Genomic DNA, 20182 nt, shown 5'->3' on the forward strand with positions numbered 1-20182 from the left:
GATCCTATGCGACAACAAATAATGCATAACCTTGACCACTACCTGAACACCTTGCCGGAAGCCGATCGCATCGAGGCGCTGAACGCCTTCCGCCAGCTTTTACACCATCACAGCCCGTTCAAATCGCACCCCGTTGACTGTGTGTTATGGGTAAAACAAGAGAGCGTTTCACCTAACGATTACAACCCTAACAATCTGGCACCGCCGGAAAAGCGTCTGCTGCTGACGTCTCTTCAATCGGACGGGTTTACCCAGCCTGTCGTGGTGCTCAGAAAGGATGACACGCGTTACACCATCGTGGATGGATTCCACCGTCATGAACTGGCTAAAGGTAAAACACCGTTAAAACAACAGCTCAATGGTTATATCCCGATCGCCTGCCTGGAGAGCAGTAGCTCCAGACGTGATGCATTAATGGCCTCGACCATTCGCCATAACCGCGCCAGGGGCCGCCATCAGATCCATGCGATGTCAGACATCGTCCAGGAGCTGGCGAAACTCGGCTGGTCGGACGATAAAATCAGTCAGGAGCTGGGGATGGATGCAGATGAAGTGTTACGCCTGAAGCAAATTAACGGTCTGGTGGAACTGTTCGGCGACCGGCAATTTTCTCAGGCGTGGACCGTCAAATAACTACAGCTGACACAGACGTTCTGCGGCTGCCAGCAGGGTCGCCGGCTGTTTGGCAAAACACAGACGTATCAGCTTGTGCGGGAACGGATCGGCGCAGAATACCGACAGCGGAATGGCCGCCACGCCCACGTCGGTCGTCAGCCAGCGACAGAAGCTCACATCATCGAGATCGGAAATGGCGCTGTAATCGGCCAGCAGGAAGTAGGTGCCCTCGCAGGGTAAAATCTCCAGACGACTGGCGCGCAGCGCTTCCACAAACAGGTCACGGCGTTCACCATAGAACGTCGGGAGCTGGCGATAATGCTCAGGCTCATTACGCAGCATATCGGCGATCGCCAGCTGGGCAGGCGTATTCACCGCGAAGGTCAGATACTGATGCACTTTGCGCAGCTCGGCGCTTATCGCCGCAGGCGCCACGCAATAGCCCACTTTCCAGCCGGTCATGTGGAAGGTTTTACCGAATGACGACACCGCCACCGCCCGCTCGCGCAGCTGAGGATGTGCCAGCACGCTGGCATGTCCGTCCGGCGCAAAACAGATGTGCTCGTACACCTCGTCGCTAATCACATAGATCTCATGCTCAGCAATCGCCTGCCACAGCGCCGCGAAATCCTCGCGCTGCCACACCGTCGCCGACGGGTTGTGCGGGGTATTGAGGATCACCAGCCGGGTCCGCTCGCTCAACGCGGCGGCAAACTGTGACCAGTCCACGCGAAAATGTGGCGGCTGCAGGGCAATACGTTTCAACACCCCGCCGGACAGCTCCACCGCCGGGGCGTAGCTGTCGTAGCTAGGGTCAAAACAGATCACCTCATCGCCACGACGCACCAGCGCGGTGATCGCCGCATACAGCGCTTCGGTGGCACCAGCGGTGACGGTAATATCGCTGTTCTCATCAGGACGATAGCCATACAGCTCTGCGGTTTTATCGGCAATCGCCTCACGCAGCGCCGGGACACCGGTCATCGGCGCATACTGGTTAGCCCCCTGCGCAACATGGTGCGCCAGGCGCTCTTGCAGGTAGCGCGGCCCGTCGAAATCCGGGAATCCCTGCGACAAATTAATCGCCTGATGCTGCTGCGCCAGGGCGCTCATCTGCGTAAAAATAGTGGTGCCCAGTGAAGGGAGTTTACTTTCAGGAATCAGTGGCTTATTGCTCATTATGTGATGACCAGTTGTAATGCTGTTGTTGAAGCCACTATAACACGATGTTAATATTTGGCAATCAAGACGCTTAGACGTCTAAATGCTAATGTTATATCGGTTATCGCCTGACGTAGCCCACAGCACGGCGTACCGCCCACTCTGGAGAGACCATGATCCGCGCTATCGTGACTGACATAGAAGGCACCACCAGCGACATTTCCTTTGTCCATAACGTTCTGTTCCCGTATGCCCGCGAGCGGCTGGCAGGCTTTGTCACCGCCCAGCAATACGCCGACCCGGTGAAGACGATCCTCGATAATCTGCGTACAGAAATCAGCGAGCCCACCGCCAGCACCGCACAGCTCATCGAGACACTGTTCGCCTTTATGGACCAGGACCGCAAATCGACGGCGCTGAAAGCGCTGCAGGGCATTATCTGGCGCGAAGGCTATGTCAACGGTGACTTCACCGGCCATCTCTACCCGGACGTCCTGCCGGCGCTGGAGAAATGGAAGTCGCAGGGGATTGATTTATATATATATTCCTCAGGCTCGGTCGCCGCACAGAAATTGTTATTTGGCTATAGCGATGAAGGTGATATTACTCATCTGTTTACTGGCTATTTCGATACCCTGGTAGGGGCCAAGCGCGAGACGCAATCCTACCGTAATATTGCTGAACAGTTGGGGCAGCATCCGGCGAATATCCTGTTCCTCTCCGATATTCATCAGGAGCTGGATGCCGCAGAAGCCGCCGGTTTTCGTACCATTCAGTTGGTGCGTGGCGACCGCGATCCGGCCAGCCACCATCCGCAGGTTCAGCGTTTTGACGACATTCACCCGGAGCAGATCCCCGCATGAGCGCATTAACGATTTATTCTGACCACGACGCCAGTACGCCTCTCTGGCACAGCGTGAATGGTGATGAAATCCAGCAGCAGCTTAACGCCAAAGGCGTTCGCTTCGAACGCTGGCAGGCCGACCGCGATTTAGGCACCTCCCCGACGGCGGAAACGGTGCTGGAAGCCTATCAGCACGCCATCGCCAGGCTGGTCGCGGAGAAAGGCTATCAGAGCTGGGACGTCATCAGCCTGCGCGCCGACAACCCGCAAAAAGAGGCGCTGCGCGCGAAGTTCCTCAACGAACACACCCACGGCGAAGATGAAGTCCGCTTCTTTGTGGAGGGTGCCGGGCTGTTCTGCCTGCATATCGGCAATGAAGTGTTTCAGGTGCTGTGTGAAAAGAACGATTTGATTTCCGTGCCGGCTGATACGCCGCACTGGTTTGATATGGGTTCAGAGCCTGACTTCACCGCGATCCGCATTTTTGATAACCCGGAAGGCTGGGTGGCGCAGTTTACCGGCAATGATATTGCCGATGCCTATCCGCGTCTGGCGTAATCCCCTCGCCCCTGAACATCGGTGATAATTCTGGCAGCGATCACATCGCTGCCATCACCTTGCGCTACTCTGTTTCTCAAATGCGGGCTACGGGCGATCAGCGATCCGACGGCGCAAAAGCCCCGGCCGCGACCGCTTCAGGCGTCACCACACCGCTGTCGAGCACCCAGCCATCAATCAGCGCCGCCGGGGTCACATCAAACGCCGGGTTGTAAACCGGCGCATTCTCCGGCGCCCACTGCACGGCCCCGAAGCTGCCGGCAACACCGGTCACTTCCGCTGCCGCACGCTGCTCAATCGGAATGGCCTCGCCGTTCGGGCAATGACGATCGAGGGTGGTCTGCGGTGCCGCGACATAGAACGGTATACCGTGGTACTTCGCCAGAACCGCCAGCGAATAGGTGCCGATTTTATTCGCCACATCTCCGTTGGCGGCAATCCGGTCGGCACCGACCCACACCGCATCGACCTGCCCTTTTGCCATCAGGCTGGCGGCCATCGAATCGGTAATCAGCTGATACGGCACGCCCAGCTCGCCCAGTTCCCAGGCAGTCAGTCGCCCACCCTGTAACAGCGGGCGCGTCTCATCGACCCAGACAGTTTCAACCTGCCCGCGTTGATGGGCCAGGGCAATCACCCCCAGCGCTGTCCCGACCCCTGCGGTAGCCAGCCCGCCGGTATTACAATGGGTCAGCAGGCGGCTGCCCGGTTTCACCAACGCGCAGCCGGTTTCGGCAATCCGGGCGCACAGCTGTTTATCTTCGGCGATCAGGCGCAGGGCTTCATCTTCCAGCGCCTGGATATAGTTGTCCTGCGCCAGCGCCAGCTTCATGCGGTCGAGATTGTTCATCAGGTTCACCGCCGTCGGGCGCGCCGCGCGCAACGTTTCCAGCGCCTGCCCGAGCTCCGCCTGGCTCAGGCCGCGTCCGGCAAGCAGGGCCAGCAGCAGGCTGGCAGAAAGCCCGATCAGCGGCGCCCCACGCACCCGCAGCGCGTGAATATGGTCCACCAGCAACGAAACGTTATCCGCCGCCAGCCAGCGTTTTTCCTGCGGCAAGGCCTGCTGGTCAAGAATAAAAAGCTGATTTTCGCTTACCCGCAGGCTGGTGGTCTGTAGTGTCTGCATATCGTTAAATCCCTGTTGCGTTGTTGTATCACATTGTGTCAGGATGAATTCCAGAAGTATAGACGTCTGAACGGCTTAACCAGAACTTTTGAGGATCGAGGCAATGTCGCAATACCATACCTTCACCCCCGGCGATGCCGTGGCTTACGCACAACAATTTGGCGGCATCGATAACCCGTCGGAGCTGGTGTCCGCGCAGGAAGTGGGGGACGGCAACCTCAACCTGGTCTTTAAGATTTACGATCTCCACGGCGTGAGCCGCATCGTAGTGAAACAGGCCCTGCCGTACGTTCGCTGCGTCGGCGAATCCTGGCCGCTGACCCTCGACCGCGCCCGCCTCGAAGCGCAGACGCTGGTGGAGCACTATCAGCACAGCCCGCAGCACACGGTGAAAATCCACCATTTCGATCCCGAACTGGCGGTCATGGTGATGGAAGATCTCTCCGATCACCGTATCTGGCGCGGCGAATTAATTGGTAACGTCGACTACCCGCGGGCCGCGAGCCAACTGGGTGAATACCTTGCTCAGGTGTTGTTCCATACCAGCGATTTCTATCTGCATCCGCATGATAAAAAAGCGCAGGTCGCCCGGTTTACGAACCCGGAGATGTGCGAAATCACCGAGGATCTGTTCTTCAACGACCCGTACCAGATTCACGAGCGTAATAACTATCCGTCAGAGCTTGAGGCCGACGTAGCCGCCCTGCGCGACGACGTGCAGCTCAAACTGGCGGTAGCGTCGCTAAAGCATCGCTTCTTCTCTCACGCCGAAGCCCTGCTGCACGGCGATATTCACAGCGGCTCCATTTTTGTCGCCGAGGGTAGCTTTAAAGCCATCGACGCGGAATTCGGCTTTTTCGGCCCGATCGGCTTTGATATCGGCACCGCCATTGGCAACCTGCTGCTCAACTATTGCGGGCTGCCGGGACACCTGGGGATCCGCGATGCCGACGCGGCCCGCGAACAGCGTCTGCGCGACATTCAGGTGCTGTGGAACACTTTCGCCGAGCGCTTCCAGTCCCTGGCGACGGAGAAAACCCGCGACGCAGCCCTCTCCTGCCCCGGCTACGCCAGCCTGTTCCTGAAAAAAGTCTGGCACGACGCCATTGGCTTCTGCGGCAGCGAGTTGATTCGCCGTAGCGTCGGCCTTTCTCACGTGGCCGACATCGAAACCATCCAGGATCCGGCCATGCGCCACGACTGCCTGCGCCACGCCATTACCCTCGGTAAAGCGCTGATCGTCATTGCCGATCGCATTGAGAATGCCGAGGATCTGATCGCCCGCATTCGTCAGTACGGCTAAACCGACAACACGCTCCCCGGTGGCACGCGGCTTACCGGGGTGATTGCGCAGCCCCTATCCCTGATACTCAATCACCGACAGCCCGCCGTTATAATCGGTGCTGTAAATAATCCCCTGGGCATCCACAAACACATCGCAGGATTGAATCACCTGCGGGCGTCCCGGACGCGTATCCATCATTGTCGCCGGCGCAGCAGGCACCAGCGCCCCGGTTTCCACCGGCCGGTAAGGGTCCGAAATATCATAGGCGCGCACGCCAGCGTTCTGATAAGTGGCGAAAATCAACGTTGAGCTGACAAAGCTACCGGGGCGGTTTTCATGCAGGTTATGCGGGCCAAAATGGGCCCCTTTCGCCACATAATCGGTCTCCTGCGGCTGCGGGAAGGTAGAAATACTCACCGGGTTGGCCGGCTCACGGATATCAAACAGCCAGATCAGCTTCTCGCCATCCTGCTGGTTATCCAGCACCGCCTCATCCAGCACCACCAGCAGATCGCGGTCCGGCAACGGCAGCGCCGTATGGGTCCCGCCGCCAAACGGCGGGCTCCAGTTACGGTGGCTAATCAGCTTCGGCTGAGTGCGGTCCTTGACGTCGAGCAGCGTCAGGCCGCCGTCGCGCCAGCTACCGTAAGCGGTATCCCCGGCGATAATGGCGTGATGCAGCGCGTAACGCTTGCCCTCCGGCCACTCCGCCGTCTCTCCCGCCGCCTGATGCATCCCCGGCAACCACCAGCGCCCGGCCACTTCCGGCTTACGCGGATCCGCCATGTCGATAGTCAGGAAGATGTAGTCGCTAAAACCGTCGATCAGCGCGGAAACATAGGCCCAACGGCCGCCAACGTACCAGATCCGGTGGATACCGATCCCGTCGAGCGACAGAAAACCAATTTCGCGCGGCGTATCAGGACGGGAAATATCAAACACCCGCAGCCCGGCGCTCCAGCCGCGATCCTGCACATCGCTCACCGTCTCCCCCACCGAACGGGTGTAATACACTTTCTCGTCGGCAAAGCGGGTATCGGCGAACAGATCCCGGGCGTTGATCACCAGCAGAAGATCATCATGGGCCTGCAAATGGACGTTCCAGGTTCCCGGCGGCGCGGCAATGTAGTTCACCGTCTGCGGATGGCACGGGTCGCGCACATCCACCACCGAAAAACCTTGCGACACCATATGGCCGATATAGGCAAAACCACGGTGTACCATTAGCTGGACGCCGTCCGGGCGTCCCCCCTGATCGCTATGCCCAATCAGCCGCATATTGCGGCTGTAATCGGGGCGCGGGAGTGCCGTCGCCATAGCTGCTCCTTATTTGTTTTTTGCTTCCAGCGTGGCGAACCACGGGGCGATAAAGTCTTCGGTCTGACCCCAGCCCGGAATAATTTTGCCCAGCGAGGCCACGTTAACCGCCCCTGGTTGCGCCGCCAGCAGCGCCTGCGGAATCGCCGCCGCTTTAAAGTCATAGGTTGCAGGGGTCGGCTCGCCGGCAATTTTGTTGGCGATAAGCCGCACGTTTGTGACCCCGATAAGCTTCGGATCCACCGCGACGCTGACCTTCCATGGGCTGCCGGCTTCACGCATCAGTTGCAGATCCTGATTCGAGATGTCGATGCTGTAGAGTTTGATTTCGGTGCGGCCGTTCTCTTTCAGCGCCTTATAGGCTCCCTGGCTAAACGCATCCCAGGTGCCCCAGATCGCATCGATTTTGCCTTTCGGGTACTTGGCTAAAATGGCGCCGACTTTATTGGCGGTATCGCCCTGCACGTCGGAAGAGACCGCGCCGATCGACTCCAGTTCTTTAATCCCTGGATTTTGCTTGAGCAAAGTCTGGTAAGCAGCCTGGCGGCGCTCCATCGGCGGGAAACCGGCCACCCACAGTTTGATAATGTTGGCTTTGCCATTGAAATCCTTCACCAACTGGCCGAAAGAGAGGTCGGTCAGCGAAGCATCATCCTGCTGGGTGACGGTTACACCCGGGATCTCCCCGCTGACGGCGGTGTCGAACACCGCCACTTTGATGCCAGCATCCACCGCCTTTTTCACCAGCGCGGTGGAGTACGGATCGCGCCCCTGAGAGAGAATGATGCCGTCGTATTTCTGGCTAATAGCCTGATTCACGAAGTCCTGGAATTTAGCGTCATCGCCGTTGCTGAGGAAGGTGCTCATTTTAAAACCGAGCTTTTTGCCCTCCTGAATCGCCCCGGAGACAAACTGAGTGGTGTTATCGTCAGAGCCAAGATTGCGAATGACCGCGATACGAATCGGCCCTTCATGCCCGGCGATGGCCGCCGGGACCGGCGTCGGGGTTTCAGCAAAGGCCGCCGCAGAGTTGAACAACCCCAATGCGATGAGTGAATACGTTATCTTTTTCATGGTGTTTACCCTGTCATTTTTTATGTGCGGCGCTGAAAATAGGTCAGTGCGAGCGCGCCAGCCAGCACCAGCCCTTTAATAATGTCCATCGCGTAGTACGGCACCGACAGCATCACCAGGCCGTTGGAGAGCACGCCAAGAATCACCGCCCCCACCAGCGTACCCAGCGCGTTCGGTTTGCCGGATCCCGCCAGTGAAAAGCCGATCCACGCCGCCGCCACCGCATCCATCAGGTAGCCGCCTCCGGCGTTCACCTGCGAAGAGCCGATACGCGATGCCAGTAAAATGCCGCCCAGTCCCGCCAGCAACGAGGCGATCACGTAGGCCGCCACTTTGTAGCGGGTAATGCGCAGGCCGGAGAGGCGCGCGGCCTCAGGATTGCCGCCAATGGCGTACATCCTGCGCCCGTGGGTGGTGAAAGAGAGCGCCAACTGGGCAATCACGGTCACCACCAGCATGACAATCACAATCGTCGGAACCTGCCCCAGCGCGCCAAAGGCCGCCGGAATGGTCCCTTCTGCCATATCGCCGCTCGGTAACACCATGTTCTCGGTGATCGAGCCGCCGTAGCTGTAGGTCATCGCCACGCCCTGGATTACAAACAGGCTGGCAAGGGTGGCGAGCATGTCGGGAATGCGCAGAATGACGATTAAAAAGGCGTTAAACAGCCCCACCAACGTACAGAGCGCGAGGGTGACCACAATCGCTTCCGTGGTGCCAAAGCCGTGCCAGACAAACAGCGAAATCACCAGCGCGTTGGCCAGAGAGGCGGTCGACCCCACCGACAGGTCAAAACCGCCGATGGTCAGCGAAATGGACACGCCGATCGCAATCACCGTCACTATGGCGATAGAACGCAAAATATTGATGATGTTGAACGGGTCGAGGAAGTTGTCCGACGCAAGGCCAAACACCGCAATCAGCAGCACCACGGTCAGCAACATGCCCCACTTATAAAGAAAATCAAAAAACCGCTGACGGCCCGATACCGTCGCGTTCACTGCCAGGGCCTTACTCACGCTGCTGCTCCTCCGGTGGAGTAATAAAGAAGTGTCTCTTCCCGGGCTTCAGCGCCCGGTATTTCTGCCACGATACGCCCGTCCCACAACACGCAAATACGGTCACATAACCCCACCAGCTCTGAGAATTCACCCGAGGCGTAGATCACCCCTTTTCCCTCTCGTGCCAGCCCGTCGATCAGGGTGAACAGGTCGGTTTTTGCTTTCACATCGACGCCTTTGGTCGGCTCGTCGAAGATCAGGACGTTGGCGCTGCCGCGCAGCCATTTGCCGATTGCCACCTTCTGCTGATTCCCGCCGGAGAGGCGGCGCAGGGTCTGGGCCGGGCCGGTGGTGCGAATACCCACGCGGGCGATCACCTCTTCCGCCCAGCGCCACGCCTGGCGATGCCCAAACAGGCTCCAGCGCGAAAAGCTGCGATCGGCGCTGACCGCAAGGTTCATGCCGATCGGTTCATCGATAAAAATGCCCTCTTTGCGCCGTTCTTCCGGCACCAGCGCCAGCCCGCGCATCACCGAATCCGCCGGATCACGCGGCCGCCACGGCTGGCTGTTCAGCTCACCGTGGTTCAAACGACTTTTACTGGCGCCAAACAGCGCTTTGCACAGTTCGGTTTTCCCGGCCCCGGCCAAGCCCGCGATGCCAAGGATTTCGCCCTTGCGCAGACGCAGCGAAATATCCTGCAGCAGCCCCTCGTCGTGCAGCCCCTCGACCTGCAGCAGAATCTCTTCGCTGTGGGGCGGGCGCGGCGGCGGGAAAATATCCTGCAGTTCGTGGCCGAGCATCTTCTCGACGATCTGCTCCCCGCTGAGATCCGCCATCGGGCCGCTTTCAATCAGCTTGCCGTCGCGCAGGACCGTCAGGGTGTCGCAGATCGCTTTCAGTTCGTGAATGCGGTGGGAGATAAACACCACCCCAATCCCCTGCTGTTGCAGGCGACGCACCACCGTGAACAAGCGCTCACTTTCGTGCTGGTCCAGCGGTGCGGTGGGTTCATCAAGAATCAAAAAGCGGCAATGATGCGACAGCGCACGGGCCAGCAGGATTTGCTGCTTCTCCGCCAGGGTGCAGCTCTCAATAGTGCGGCGCACGTCAAGGCTGATATCCAACTGAGCCAGCGCTTCACGCGCCTGCTCGCGCACCCGACGCCAGCGAAAACGCAGCCCCGGCTCCGCCAGGCGATCCAACATGATGTTTTCCGCAATGGTCAGGCCCGGCACCAGCGCCACATCCACCTCTTGCTGCACCAGGTGAATGCCCAGCAGCTTCGCATCCCGTGGGGAGCGAATGCTCACCGGCTGGTTATTGATAACAATCTCGCCCTCATAATGGGCGTGCGTACCGCACAGCACCGCCATCAGCGTCGATTTCCCCGCGCCGTTGGCGCCGGTCAAGGCATGCACCGACCCGCCCCGCAGAGTGAAGGCGACCTGACTGAGCGCCCTGAAGCCGGAAAAGGCCAGGTTAATGCTGTTCATCTCCAGACGATTCACTGCCGTCCCCCGCAACCTTTGTCATTAATGTTCTGATTTAACGAATTTTTCACAGCTTCCCTTGACTGACAACTGCGTAAAAGGCATAAGATAAAACGAAATAATATTAGCCATCCGGATGTCCAGACATAACATCAGGTTAGCAAATCGAAATAAGGACAGCGTTCATGAGCAACAGCGATATCCGTGTGGTACCCGGCCCGGCCAACTATTTCTCCCATCCCGGTAGCCTCGCCCGGCTGCACGATTTTTTCAGCGACGAGCAGCTCTCCCGGGCAATCTGGATCTACGGTGAACGCGCCATCGCCGGTGCGGAATCCTTCCTGCCGGCGGCATTTCACGCCGAGGGGGCCAAAAAGGTGCTGTTTAAAGGGCACTGCAGCGAAAGCGACGTCGCGCGCCTGGTCGATGAGGCCGGCAACGATCGTCGCGTGGTGATTGGCATCGGCGGCGGCGCGCTGCTCGATACCGTCAAAGCCCTGGCCCGACGCCTGGGCCTGCCAGTGGTGGCCATCCCGACCATCGCCGCCACCTGCGCCGCCTGGACCCCGCTGTCGGTGTGGTACAACGATGCCGGCCAGGCGCTGCAGTTTGAAATCTTCGACGATGCCAACTTCCTGGTACTGGTGGAACCGGAGATTATCCTCAATGCCCCAGCGGAATATCTGCTGGCAGGCATCGGCGATACCCTGGCGAAATGGTACGAAGCGGTGGTCCTCGCACCGAAACCAGACACCCTTCCGCTGACCGTACGCCTTGGGATTAACGCTGCGCTGGCGATCCGCGACGTGCTGCTGGAAAACAGCGAAACCGCCCTGGCGGACCAGCAGCGCGGCGAACTGTCGCAGGCGTTTCGCGATGTGACCGATGCCATCATTGCCGGAGGCGGAATGGTCGGCGGTTTAGGCGAGCGTTATACCCGCGTTGCCGCCGCGCACGCGGTGCATAACGGCCTGACGGTACTGCCGCAGACCGAGAAGTTCCTCCATGGCACCAAAGTCGCCTACGGCATTCTGGTGCAGAGCGCCCTGCTGGATCAGGACGAGGTTCTGGCTCAGTTGGTGAATGCTTACCGTCGCTTCAACCTGCCCACCACCCTGGCGGAGCTGGACGTGGATATCCACAACCGGGATGAGCTGGACAAGGTGATTGCGCATACCCTGCGCCCGGTGGAGTCGATTCACTTCCTGCCGGTAGCGCTCACCGCACAGCGGCTGGCAGCGGCCTTTGAGAAAGTAGAAAACTTCCGCAGACAGGTACATTGACGCCGCGCGAACTCGCTCTATACCTAATGATGGTTCTCCCACTCATTGTACGAGGTCATCATGCAGATCGATTTAACGGGTAAAAAGGCGTTGGTCACCGGAGCCAGTCGCGGCATCGGTCGTGCGATTGCGTTATCACTGGCACAGGCGGGTGCCGATGTGGTGATTACTTATGAGAAATCTGCCGGGAAAGCACAGGAAGTCGCCGACGAGATCGTCGCCCTTGGCCGCCAGGGCGCGGCGATTCAGGCCGACAGCGCCAACGCCCAGGCGATTCAGCAGGCCGTCGCCCAGACGGTTGCCACCCTTGGCGGGCTGGATATTCTGGTGAACAACGCCGGGATCGCCCGCGGTGGCCCGCTGGAGTCGCTGTCTCTGGAAGATATCGATGCGCTGATCAACGTCAATATCCGTGGCGTCGTCGTCGCGACTCAGGCGGCACTGCCGCATCTGCCCGACGGTGGTCGGATTATTAACATTGGCAGCTGCCTCGCTAACCGCGTGGCCTCACCGGGAATTGCCGTCTACGCCATGACCAAGTCCGCCCTTAATTCGCTGACCCGCGGCCTCGCCCGTGACCTCGGCCCGCGTGGCATTACCGTTAACCTCGTACACCCTGGCCCAACCGACAGCGATATGAACCCCGCCCACGGTGAACAGGCTGAGTCACAGCGTCAGATGATTGCGTTAGGGAAGTATGGACAGGCGGACGATGTCGCCGCCGCGGTGACATTTCTGGCCAGCCCGGCCGCCGGGCAAATTTCCGGCACCGGTCTGGATGTCGATGGGGGGCTTAATGCCTGACGCCTGAGAAGACGGCGAAAAGCCTAATGGAATAGGCTCTTAGCAACACTTCGCCCCCCCTTTGCCACCGTATCGGGCATCCTGGCGCTCGCGGAAAAACTCTTCATAGGTCATCGGCGTCTGCTCAGGATGGGTCTGGCGAATATGCTCGACATAATTATCGTAATCGGGCACGCCAATCATCATTTTCGCCGCCTGACCCAGGTACTTCCCGGCTTTTGAAAGCGTATCAAACATAGTGGTCTCTCTTAACGGCCCCTTTCCGCGAACGGAAAGGGGCAACATCTTAATGTGCGCTCTTGGTCTGAGTGGCCAGCGTTTGCGCATCGGCAGGCAATGGCTCGTACGGCGTCTCTTTCGCCGTCGGTTTGTTCTCTTTCAACGCCGCCAGCGCGGTTTTGATCGAGAACAGCGCCAGCACCACCACGACCACCATAAAGAAGATGGTGAGGCCGGCGTCCAGACGGTTGTTAAACACCAGCTGTGCCAGCTGCGATTCGGTGTACTGCGGCGGAATATTGCCGCTGTCGATCATCGCCTGGAACTTATTGGCAATCGCCAGGAAGCCCACTTTGGTATCGGTGCTAAACGACTTCTGCCAGCCGGCGGTCAGGGTACAAATCAACAGCCAGCTCGTCGGCAGCAGCGCCACCCACGCATAGCGCTCGCGCTTCATCTTAAACAGTACCACTGCGCACAGCATCAACGCCATCCCCGCCAGCATCTGGTTGGCGATACCAAACAGCGGCCACAGGGTGTTAATGCCGCCCAACGGGTCAACCACCCCTTGATGCAGGAAGTAGCCCCAGGCCAGCACACACAGCCCGGTCGCCAGCAGGTTCGCCGGCAGCGAGTTGGTTTTCTTCAGCCCCGGGCTTATGACCCCCAGCAAGTCCTGCAGCATAAAGCGCGCCGCACGCGTCCCGGCATCGACCGCGGTCAGGATAAACAGCGCTTCGAACAGAATCGCGAAGTGATACCAGAAGGCGACATCCATCAACCCGCCCAGCGAGCCGTGCAGGATGTAGGCCATCCCCACCGCCAGCGTCGGTGCACCACCGGCACGCGATATAATCGACTGCTCACCCACCTCGCTGGCTATCTGGCGCAGCGTATCCGGGGTAATGCTAAAGCCCCAGCTGCTGACAACCTGTGCAGCAGACGCCACCACATCGGTGGTCCCCGCTGGTGCCAGCACCGCCATCGGACTGTTCATGGCGAAGTAAACGCCCGGGTCGATAATACAAGCCGCCACCAGCGCCATGATGGCGACGAAGGATTCCATCAGCATACCGCCGTAGCCGATAAAGCAGGCCTGGCCTTCGTTGGCCAGCATTTTCGGCGTGGTGCCGGAGGAGATAAGGGCGTGGAAGCCGGATACCGCGCCGCAGGCGATGGTGATAAACAAGAACGGGAACATGCTGCCGGACCACACCGGACCGGTGCCATCAATAAATTTGGTGAGGGCAGGCATGGTCAGGGTCGGGCGCATGATCAGAATCCCGATCGCCAGCCCGACAATGGTGCCGATTTTCAGGAAGGTAGAGAGGTAATCGCGCGGAGCCAGCAGCAGCCATACCGGAAGCACGGCAGCAATAAAGCCGTAGCCCACCAGAATCCAGGTCAGCTGGACGCCGGTGTAATCAAACCACGGAGCCCAGGTCGGGCTTTCCGCAACCCATCCGCCGGAGACAATCGCGAACACCAGCATCACCAGGCCAATCACCGACACTTCGCCAATGCGTCCTGGACGCAGGTAGCGAATGTAGACTCCCATAAAAATCGCCAGCGGAATGGTGAAGGCGACGGTATAGGTGCCCCACGGACTGTGGGTCAGCGCTTTAACGACGATCATCGCCAGTACCGCGAGGATAATCACCATGATCATGAAGCAGGCCACCAGCGCCAGTACCCCGGCGGTCGGTCCCATCTCTTCTTTCACCAGTTCCCCAAGGGAACGGCCGTCACGTCGGGTGGAGACAAACAGTACCATAAAGTCCTGTACCGCACCGGCCAGCACTACCCCGGCGAGGATCCAGATCATCCCCGGCAGGTAGCCCATCTGCGCCGCCAGCACCGGCCCCACCAGCGGCCCGGCCCCGGCAATCGCCGCAAAATGGTGACCGAACAGCACTTTCTTATCGGTCGGGACATAGTCGAGACCGTCGTTATGCCGCACCGCAGGCGTCATGCGCGTGGGGTCAACCACCAGCACGTTTTTGGCGATGTAGAGGCCATAGAAGCGATAGGCAATCAGATAAATGCAGACAGCTGCGACGACAATCCATAGCGCATTGATCTGTTCGCCTCGGTTTAAGGCTATGTAGCCAAGAGCAAAGGCTCCAACAACGGAGAGCAATGCCCAGAAGAAATATTTCCCTGAATTATTCATCGTAGCGTTCCACCGGTAGAGTAATCAGAATGTTACATTTTGTTTCTAGAACACAACCCGGAGTTTAACAACGTTGAAGCCATACAGTTGTCGTGCAGAGACAAGGATTTATCTCACATTGCTAGCGAGATCACTTCTGGCAGGAAAATGAATGTAAACGGGAGAGGATAATCTGCAACTGCATCATGGTTGATTCCCAGAGGCGGCGCTCAACGCGCCTTGTCCGGGGAATCAACCCAGTACGGCGGTGCCCAATCGGCAGGTACAGCAGCGGCGGCCGCGTTCGTCGAACACCGCAATTTCCCAGCTCTGGCTCTGCCGCCCGAGATGCAGCGGACGGCACTCGCCGCGCACGCGACCGCTGGATACCGCCCGATGGTGAGTGGCATTCAGCTCGGTGCCGACCACGCACTGACCCTCTTCGGTCATCAGCCAGCCGGCCATTGACCCGAGCGTCTCCGCCAGCGCGGCGGACGCTCCGCCGTGCAGCAGACCAAACGGCTGATGGGTGCGGGCATCCACCGGCATCTCCGCCTCAATCAACCCCTCTTCCAGGCGGGTATAGATAATCCCCAGATGCGCCACCATCGTATTTTCACTGGTCGCATTCAGCGCCTCCAGCGTCAGCTGACGTTTCCAGGCCATTTATGCCCCCAACGTCGAGCCGCCATCGACCACGATATCCTGCAACGTGATATGGCTGGCGTGAGCGGAAGCAAGGAACAGGATGGTGCTGGCAATCTCCTGCGGACGGGCAATTTTGCCCAGCGGGATCCCGAGCTTAAACTGCTCACCAAACCCGCGAATACGGCTCTGCTCGGCATCATCGCTGACCCACAGCGTGCGCTGCATATCGGTGTCGGTGGAGCCCGGAGAGACCAGATTACAGCGGACGCCGGATCCCGCCAGCTCCAGGCCGACGGTCAGCGCCAGGCTTTTCAACGCCGCCTTTGAGGCGCCATAGGCGCTCATCCCGATGCGCGGCGTATGCGCCGCATCGGAAGCTACGGTAACAATCGCCCCGCCCTGCTGACGACGGAACTGCGCCATCGTCTGCTGGAACAGGTTAAAGGCGCCGCCGACGTTGACCGCAAAGGTCTGCTGCCACGCTTCCTGGCTCAGCTCGTCGGTAGCCCCCATGCGTAAAATGCCCGCCGCATTGACCAGCACATCGAGCCGGGCGATCCCCGCCAGCAGCCGTCCGCACACCTCAGCCACCTGTTGCGCATTCGCGACATCCAGCGTCTGGGTGGCAAACGGATAGTCCTGCCCCTCAAAAGCAAGGTCAAAGCCGGTGACGTTAGCCCCTGCCTCGGTGAACGCCAGCGCCGTGGCGTAACCGATGCCTTTACCGGCGCCGGTCACCCATACGGTCTGTCCCTGAAAATCCAGCGCGGCCATTATTTCACCTCACGGCTGAGCAGCGCCCACCAGGCATCAAGGGTCGGTTTTTTCGCCAGCATCACGAAGTCGATGTCGCCGTGCACTTTACGCCAGCGCGCCGCCAGCGCCATCATGCGTACCGAATCCAGCCCGTAGTCGATCAGGTTTTCATCGTCCATCGGTTCATCGGACTCATCCAGCAACGGCAGAATCAGCGCTCGCAGCGCCGCTTTCGACGTCGGCAGCGGCAGCAGCTCTTCGGTCATCAGCACCCGACCGCAGCGACCGGCCACATATTTCAGCGACATCAGGTGTTCTTCACGGCTAAAGTCAGCCAGCGCATCGGCAACGAAGAACGGCTTGATATCCCGCATAAAGGCGTCGGTGGCGGTAGTCATACAGCCGATATGGGCATAGACGCCGGTAATGATCAGTTGATCGCGGCCGCTCTCTTTTAAGATTGCCTCCAGCGGAGAACGATGAAACGCACTGTAGCGCCACTTCACCAGCACGGTGTCGTCTTCATCCGGCGCCAGCGCCGCAATCACCTGCTGCTGCTCCGGTGAACGGGTCAGGCCCGGTCCCCACATATCATTGAGCAACGCGCGATCTTCATCGCTCTGGTCTTTCGGCTGGGCGGTGTAGAAAACCGGAATATCGTTCTGTTTGCAGAAGTCACGCAAGGCGGCAATATTGGCGACCACTTTCGCCATCATGGCGCTGTCTTCGCCCCAGAAGTTGAGGAAATACTCCTGCATATCGTGGATCAGCAGCGCAGCTCGGGACGGCTCAAAGCGCCAGTCCACTTTGTTTGCCGGGATATCGTTCGCTTCCGGCAATGCGTAAGCCTGTAATTTAGGGATGGCCATTCTGTCTTCTCCTTCAGCCCGGCTTGCGTTCGGCCAGCTGCTGACGTAATTGTTTTTTATCGACTTTGCCCACCGGCGTCAGCGGCAGCGCATCTACGCACTCTACGCGATCCGGAAGTTTAAATTCTGCGACCCCCTGCTCACGCAGGAAGCGGCGCACCGCCACCGCACGCAACGGGGATTTGACCACCAGCCAGGCGCAGCTCTTCTCGCCCAGCAGGTTATCTTTCATGCTGACCAGCGCGGCATGGATCACCTCCGGGTGGCGCAGCAGCAGGTTTTCCACCTCTTCTGCCGCGATCTTTTCGCCGCCGCGGTTGATCTGATCTTTTTCACGTCCCTGCACGGTGATGTACCCGTCCTCGTCGATCGAGATCAGATCCCCGGAGCAGTAAAAACCGTCCGCATCAAAGGCATCGGCATTGTGCTGCGGGCTTTTGTAATACCCGCGGAAGGTGTACGGACCGCGGGTCATCAGACGGCCCACTTCACCGCGCGGCAGCGGGTTACCCTCGGCATCCGCCACCCAGACTTCATCGTCCGGGCACATCGGGCAGCCCTGGGTATTGATGATGCGCTCCTGGCTGTCGTTGAGACGGGTGTAGTTCACCAGCCCTTCCGCCATGCCGAAAACCTGCTGCAGCAGGCAACCAATCTCTGTCTGGATCCGCGCCGCCAGCGTCGCCGACAGGCGCGCGCCACCAACCTGCAGCAGCTCCAGCGAACGCAGTTGTTGGTTGCCGGCCCCTTCGCGGATCGCCTGTAACCACAGGCTAACCGCCGGTGGCACCAGCGATGCCACGTTGATCTGGTGCTGTTCAATCAGCGGGAAACACAGCGTGGCGCTGGGATCGTTGGCCAGGATCACCTGACCACCGGCGAGAAACACCCCGAGGGAACCCGGCGAGCTCATCGCGTAGTTATGGGCGGCGGGCAGCGCATTCAGGTAGCGCGTCCCGGCGCTGATGCCGCAAATTTCGTTGCTGCGGCGGATGCTGTAGTCGTAGTCGTTATGGGTGCGCGGGATAAGCTTGGGCGTGCCGGTGCTGCCGCCGGAGAGCTGGAAAAAGGCCACTTCATCGGCAGGCGTGGGGTTGGCAATAAAGTTATCCGCCGGCTGGGCGATCGCCGCCGCCAGATCGTATTCGCCGCGATCGTTACGCAGCAGTACCACCCGCACCGATGCATGTTGATCCACAAAACCGTTCAGAAACTGGTCGTCGGCAAACAGCGCATGTTCACGATCGGCAATCAGCAGCGCCGGCTCGATCTGGCTGGCGTAGGCATTGAGTTCGCTGCGTTGATGGCTGAACAGCGCATTCACCGGGGCTACCCCGATGCGCAGCAGCGCAAACAACGTAATGTAGAACTCGGCGACGTTGCCGAGCTGTACCAGCGCGGTTTCCCCACGTTTCAGCCCCATGCGCTGGAGCGATGAGGCCAGGTTATCCACCTGTTGATTAAACTGGCGATAGCTGTGGCGGACGTCACCGTCGATAATCGCGATAGCGTCGTTATTGGCGTGGCGGGTAATCAAATTGGTGAGCGGCAGGTCCTGCCAGTAACCTTTTTCGCGATAGCGGGCGGCAAAGCTCTCCGGCCAGCGGGTAAATTCAATCATCATCGCCTCTTAATTCAAGCCGAACACGTTCAGCATGGTCGTCAGTTTGACGCCGGTTTCGCGCCACTCACCCAGCGGGGAAGAGGCCGGGACAATCCCTGCGCCAGCGAACAGACGCAGCGTGCGCTGGTGCAGACGGGCGCAGCGAATCGTCACCACCCACTCGCCGTTACCTTCGTCATCACACCAGCCGACGATGCCGCCAAACAGCTGACGGTCAAACGGTTCCAGTTCACCAATCAGGCGTTTCGCCACCAGGTGCGGGAAACCGCTGAGGGCCGGGGTCGGGTGTAACAGACAGGCCAGCGACATCGCGTTTTCCTGGGTCAGCGCCGTGCCTTCAATCGGCGTCGCCAGATGCCACAGGGTCGGCGTATTAACCAGCTGTGGCGAGTCAGGCAGCGACAGCTCGCGACAGCGCGGTGCCAGCACCGATTTCATCGCCTGGGTCACCAGCTCGTGCTCATGGCGATCTTTTCCTGACGCCAGCAGTTTGTTGCCGGCTTCGCGATCCAGCACATCATCCGGCTGACGACGGGCCGAACCGGCCAGCGGCAGGGAGCTGAAATGCTCGCCTTCTTTACGCAACAGCAGCTCCGGGCTGGCACCCAGCAGCACACCGCCATCCGATAATGGCACGTGGAAGTTAAAACTGGCAGGGTTTTGCGCGATCAGGCGCTCAAGCAGCGCGCTGCTGTCAACGCGATCGCGGGTGGTGATATCAATCAGGCGCGAGAGGACGACCTTGTCGACTTCCGGCGTGGCGGTCAGCGCGGCAGCGCGTTCGACCATCGCCATAAAGGTATCCTGCTGCGGAATTTCCCGGCGTTCTACCACATCCATCGGAGCCTGAACCGACGCGTAGCGTGCAGACTGCTGCTTTGCGGTACGCGAGAAGTTTTCCCAACGCTCGGGGATAAACAGCTCAGACGGTTGATGGGTATCAAACGGAATGGCGCCGACCATCACCGGTTTACGGATCCCGGCGGCCTTCGCCTCCCTGAACGCAGTCGCCATCTTCTGCTGGAAAGTGCCGTCGAGCGACGCGCCATCCGCAGCAGAATGGTTAAAACGGCTAAAACATCCCGCAGTACTAAAACTGCGGTACGGCGACATAAAGAAGAAGCTTTCCGCTGACAGGGTCATTTTTTGTTCCCGCACATCCTCAGCCAGTGACGTTTCCATATCATCCTCCAAAAACGATAAAGATATTACGAATAATTATCATTTATATTTTGGTTGGCTAACCTAAAAGGTATTGCCTGGCATGTCAACCATACAAACAGCATGTTGTGCTACTTAGACTTGCATCCGCACGGTACAAAGTTGAAAATGAGACGCATTTATTTCAACCTA

Annotated in this window: 19 protein-coding genes; 6 read left to right on the forward strand and 13 right to left on the reverse strand. The window is 59.2% G+C overall.

The window, feature by feature from the left end:
• Positions 1-6 precede the first annotated feature (6 nt).
• Positions 7-633: an IbrB-like domain-containing protein gene (locus ACMYSN_RS08000; protein ID WP_462497614.1), complete on the forward strand. Its 627-nt coding sequence runs from the start codon at positions 7-9 to the stop codon at positions 631-633.
• Here ACMYSN_RS08000 and ACMYSN_RS08005 read toward each other — a convergent pair whose 3' ends face one another.
• On the reverse strand, positions 634-1779 hold the full coding sequence (locus tag ACMYSN_RS08005) for a pyridoxal phosphate-dependent aminotransferase (protein WP_462498223.1): 1146 nt from the start codon (positions 1777-1779) through the stop codon (positions 634-636).
• 170 nt (positions 1780-1949) lie between these two features.
• On the opposite strand from ACMYSN_RS08005, the gene mtnC reads away from it, so the two are divergent.
• Together mtnC and ACMYSN_RS08015 are read left to right on the forward strand one after the other, a co-directional pair.
• Complete coding sequence (gene mtnC / locus ACMYSN_RS08010; RefSeq protein ID WP_462497615.1) at positions 1950-2639, forward strand: acireductone synthase; 690 nt, start codon at positions 1950-1952, stop codon at positions 2637-2639.
• The gene (locus ACMYSN_RS08015; protein ID WP_123755919.1) at positions 2636-3178 is read left to right on the forward strand and encodes a 1,2-dihydroxy-3-keto-5-methylthiopentene dioxygenase; all 543 of its coding nucleotides are present in this window, start codon (positions 2636-2638) and stop codon (positions 3176-3178) included. Before mtnC ends, ACMYSN_RS08015 begins: the two co-directional genes overlap by 4 nt.
• A gap of 97 nt (positions 3179-3275) precedes the next feature.
• On the opposite strand, the gene mtnA is transcribed toward ACMYSN_RS08015, so the two are convergent.
• Positions 3276-4304 carry an S-methyl-5-thioribose-1-phosphate isomerase gene (gene mtnA / locus ACMYSN_RS08020; RefSeq protein ID WP_462497616.1) on the reverse strand — a complete coding sequence of 343 codons (1029 nt, stop codon included), beginning with the start codon at positions 4302-4304 and terminating at the stop codon, positions 3276-3278.
• Positions 4305-4407: 103 nt separating this feature from the next.
• On the opposite strand from mtnA, the gene mtnK reads away from it, so the two are divergent.
• Entirely contained in the window at positions 4408-5607 is a 1200-nt protein-coding gene (gene mtnK, locus ACMYSN_RS08025; RefSeq protein ID WP_462497617.1) for an S-methyl-5-thioribose kinase, read from the forward strand.
• Between the two features lie 54 nt (positions 5608-5661).
• Here the strand turns inward: mtnK and ACMYSN_RS08030 are convergent, their stop codons facing one another.
• From ACMYSN_RS08030 to ACMYSN_RS08045, 4 genes are read right to left on the reverse strand one after another with little or no spacing between them, the layout of a single operon-like run.
• Complete coding sequence (locus ACMYSN_RS08030) at positions 5662-6906, reverse strand: LVIVD repeat-containing protein (RefSeq protein WP_462497618.1); 1245 nt, start codon at positions 6904-6906, stop codon at positions 5662-5664.
• Between the two features lie 9 nt (positions 6907-6915).
• A complete protein-coding gene (locus ACMYSN_RS08035) occupies positions 6916-7980 on the reverse strand; it encodes a sugar ABC transporter substrate-binding protein (RefSeq protein ID WP_462497619.1) in 1065 nt (354 codons plus the stop codon).
• Between the two features lie 20 nt (positions 7981-8000).
• Positions 8001-8999 carry an ABC transporter permease gene (locus ACMYSN_RS08040; protein WP_123755914.1) on the reverse strand — a complete coding sequence of 333 codons (999 nt, stop codon included), beginning with the start codon at positions 8997-8999 and terminating at the stop codon, positions 8001-8003.
• Positions 8996-10477 (reverse strand): sugar ABC transporter ATP-binding protein, encoded by a 1482-nt coding sequence (locus ACMYSN_RS08045; protein ID WP_123755913.1) that lies wholly within the window; start codon positions 10475-10477, stop codon positions 8996-8998. The genes ACMYSN_RS08040 and ACMYSN_RS08045 overlap by 4 nt, the downstream gene beginning before the upstream one ends.
• 182 nt (positions 10478-10659) lie before the next feature.
• Here ACMYSN_RS08045 and ACMYSN_RS08050 point away from each other — a divergent pair, with 182 nt between their 5' ends.
• Positions 10660-11757, forward strand: coding sequence for an iron-containing alcohol dehydrogenase (locus ACMYSN_RS08050; RefSeq protein ID WP_462497620.1), 1098 nt, complete (start codon positions 10660-10662; stop codon positions 11755-11757).
• Positions 11758-11817: 60 nt separating this feature from the next.
• On the forward strand, positions 11818-12561 hold the full coding sequence (locus ACMYSN_RS08055; RefSeq protein WP_123755911.1) for an SDR family NAD(P)-dependent oxidoreductase: 744 nt from the start codon (positions 11818-11820) through the stop codon (positions 12559-12561).
• Positions 12562-12600: 39 nt separating this feature from the next.
• On the opposite strand, the gene ACMYSN_RS08060 is transcribed toward ACMYSN_RS08055, so the two are convergent.
• From ACMYSN_RS08060 to entC, 7 genes are all read right to left on the reverse strand, one after another.
• Positions 12601-12798 (reverse strand): YbdD/YjiX family protein, encoded by a 198-nt coding sequence (locus tag ACMYSN_RS08060; protein WP_032688939.1) that lies wholly within the window; start codon positions 12796-12798, stop codon positions 12601-12603.
• Between the two features lie 49 nt (positions 12799-12847).
• Positions 12848-14953, reverse strand: coding sequence for a carbon starvation protein A (gene cstA / locus ACMYSN_RS08065; RefSeq protein ID WP_462497621.1), 2106 nt, complete (start codon positions 14951-14953; stop codon positions 12848-12850).
• 231 nt (positions 14954-15184) lie between these two features.
• Positions 15185-15598 (reverse strand): hotdog family protein, encoded by a 414-nt coding sequence (entH, locus tag ACMYSN_RS08070; protein WP_462497622.1) that lies wholly within the window; start codon positions 15596-15598, stop codon positions 15185-15187.
• Positions 15599-16354, reverse strand: coding sequence for a 2,3-dihydro-2,3-dihydroxybenzoate dehydrogenase EntA (gene entA, locus ACMYSN_RS08075; RefSeq protein WP_434667457.1), 756 nt, complete (start codon positions 16352-16354; stop codon positions 15599-15601).
• Positions 16354-17205: an isochorismatase gene (locus tag ACMYSN_RS08080; RefSeq protein WP_174508367.1), complete on the reverse strand. Its 852-nt coding sequence runs from the start codon at positions 17203-17205 to the stop codon at positions 16354-16356. Before ACMYSN_RS08080 ends, entA begins: the two co-directional genes overlap by 1 nt.
• Before the next feature lie 13 nt (positions 17206-17218).
• Complete coding sequence (gene entE / locus ACMYSN_RS08085) at positions 17219-18826, reverse strand: (2,3-dihydroxybenzoyl)adenylate synthase (RefSeq protein ID WP_462498224.1); 1608 nt, start codon at positions 18824-18826, stop codon at positions 17219-17221.
• Between the two features lie 9 nt (positions 18827-18835).
• Positions 18836-20011, reverse strand: coding sequence for an isochorismate synthase EntC (gene entC / locus ACMYSN_RS08090; protein WP_462497623.1), 1176 nt, complete (start codon positions 20009-20011; stop codon positions 18836-18838).
• Positions 20012-20182 lie beyond the last annotated feature (171 nt).

The sequence above is a fragment of the Klebsiella sp. R445 genome (assembly GCF_051131755.1).
Lineage (GTDB): Bacteria > Pseudomonadota > Gammaproteobacteria > Enterobacterales > Enterobacteriaceae > Klebsiella > Klebsiella lignicola.

Bases quoted from the DNA above. Each gene is read 5' to 3' on its own strand.
- ACMYSN_RS08000 (WP_462497614.1), top strand. From the start codon at position 7: ATGCGACAACAAATAATGCATAACCTTGACCACTACCTGAACACCTTG.
- mtnC (WP_462497615.1), top strand. From the start codon at position 1,950: ATGATCCGCGCTATCGTGACTGACATAGAAGGCACCACCAGCGACATT.
- ACMYSN_RS08015 (WP_123755919.1), top strand. From the start codon at position 2,636: ATGAGCGCATTAACGATTTATTCTGACCACGACGCCAGTACGCCTCTC.
- mtnA (WP_462497616.1), bottom strand. From the start codon at position 4,304: ATGCAGACACTACAGACCACCAGCCTGCGGGTAAGCGAAAATCAGCTT.
- mtnK (WP_462497617.1), top strand. From the start codon at position 4,408: ATGTCGCAATACCATACCTTCACCCCCGGCGATGCCGTGGCTTACGCA.
- ACMYSN_RS08030 (WP_462497618.1), bottom strand. From the start codon at position 6,906: ATGGCGACGGCACTCCCGCGCCCCGATTACAGCCGCAATATGCGGCTG.
- ACMYSN_RS08035 (WP_462497619.1), bottom strand. From the start codon at position 7,980: ATGAAAAAGATAACGTATTCACTCATCGCATTGGGGTTGTTCAACTCT.
- ACMYSN_RS08045 (WP_123755913.1), bottom strand. From the start codon at position 10,477: ATGAACAGCATTAACCTGGCCTTTTCCGGCTTCAGGGCGCTCAGTCAG.
- ACMYSN_RS08050 (WP_462497620.1), top strand. From the start codon at position 10,660: ATGAGCAACAGCGATATCCGTGTGGTACCCGGCCCGGCCAACTATTTC.
- ACMYSN_RS08055 (WP_123755911.1), top strand. From the start codon at position 11,818: ATGCAGATCGATTTAACGGGTAAAAAGGCGTTGGTCACCGGAGCCAGT.
- ACMYSN_RS08060 (WP_032688939.1), bottom strand. From the start codon at position 12,798: ATGTTTGATACGCTTTCAAAAGCCGGGAAGTACCTGGGTCAGGCGGCG.
- cstA (WP_462497621.1), bottom strand. From the start codon at position 14,953: ATGAATAATTCAGGGAAATATTTCTTCTGGGCATTGCTCTCCGTTGTT.
- entH (WP_462497622.1), bottom strand. From the start codon at position 15,598: ATGGCCTGGAAACGTCAGCTGACGCTGGAGGCGCTGAATGCGACCAGT.
- entA (WP_434667457.1), bottom strand. From the start codon at position 16,354: ATGGCCGCGCTGGATTTTCAGGGACAGACCGTATGGGTGACCGGCGCC.
- ACMYSN_RS08080 (WP_174508367.1), bottom strand. From the start codon at position 17,205: ATGGCCATCCCTAAATTACAGGCTTACGCATTGCCGGAAGCGAACGAT.
- entE (WP_462498224.1), bottom strand. From the start codon at position 18,826: ATGATTGAATTTACCCGCTGGCCGGAGAGCTTTGCCGCCCGCTATCGC.
- entC (WP_462497623.1), bottom strand. From the start codon at position 20,011: ATGGAAACGTCACTGGCTGAGGATGTGCGGGAACAAAAAATGACCCTG.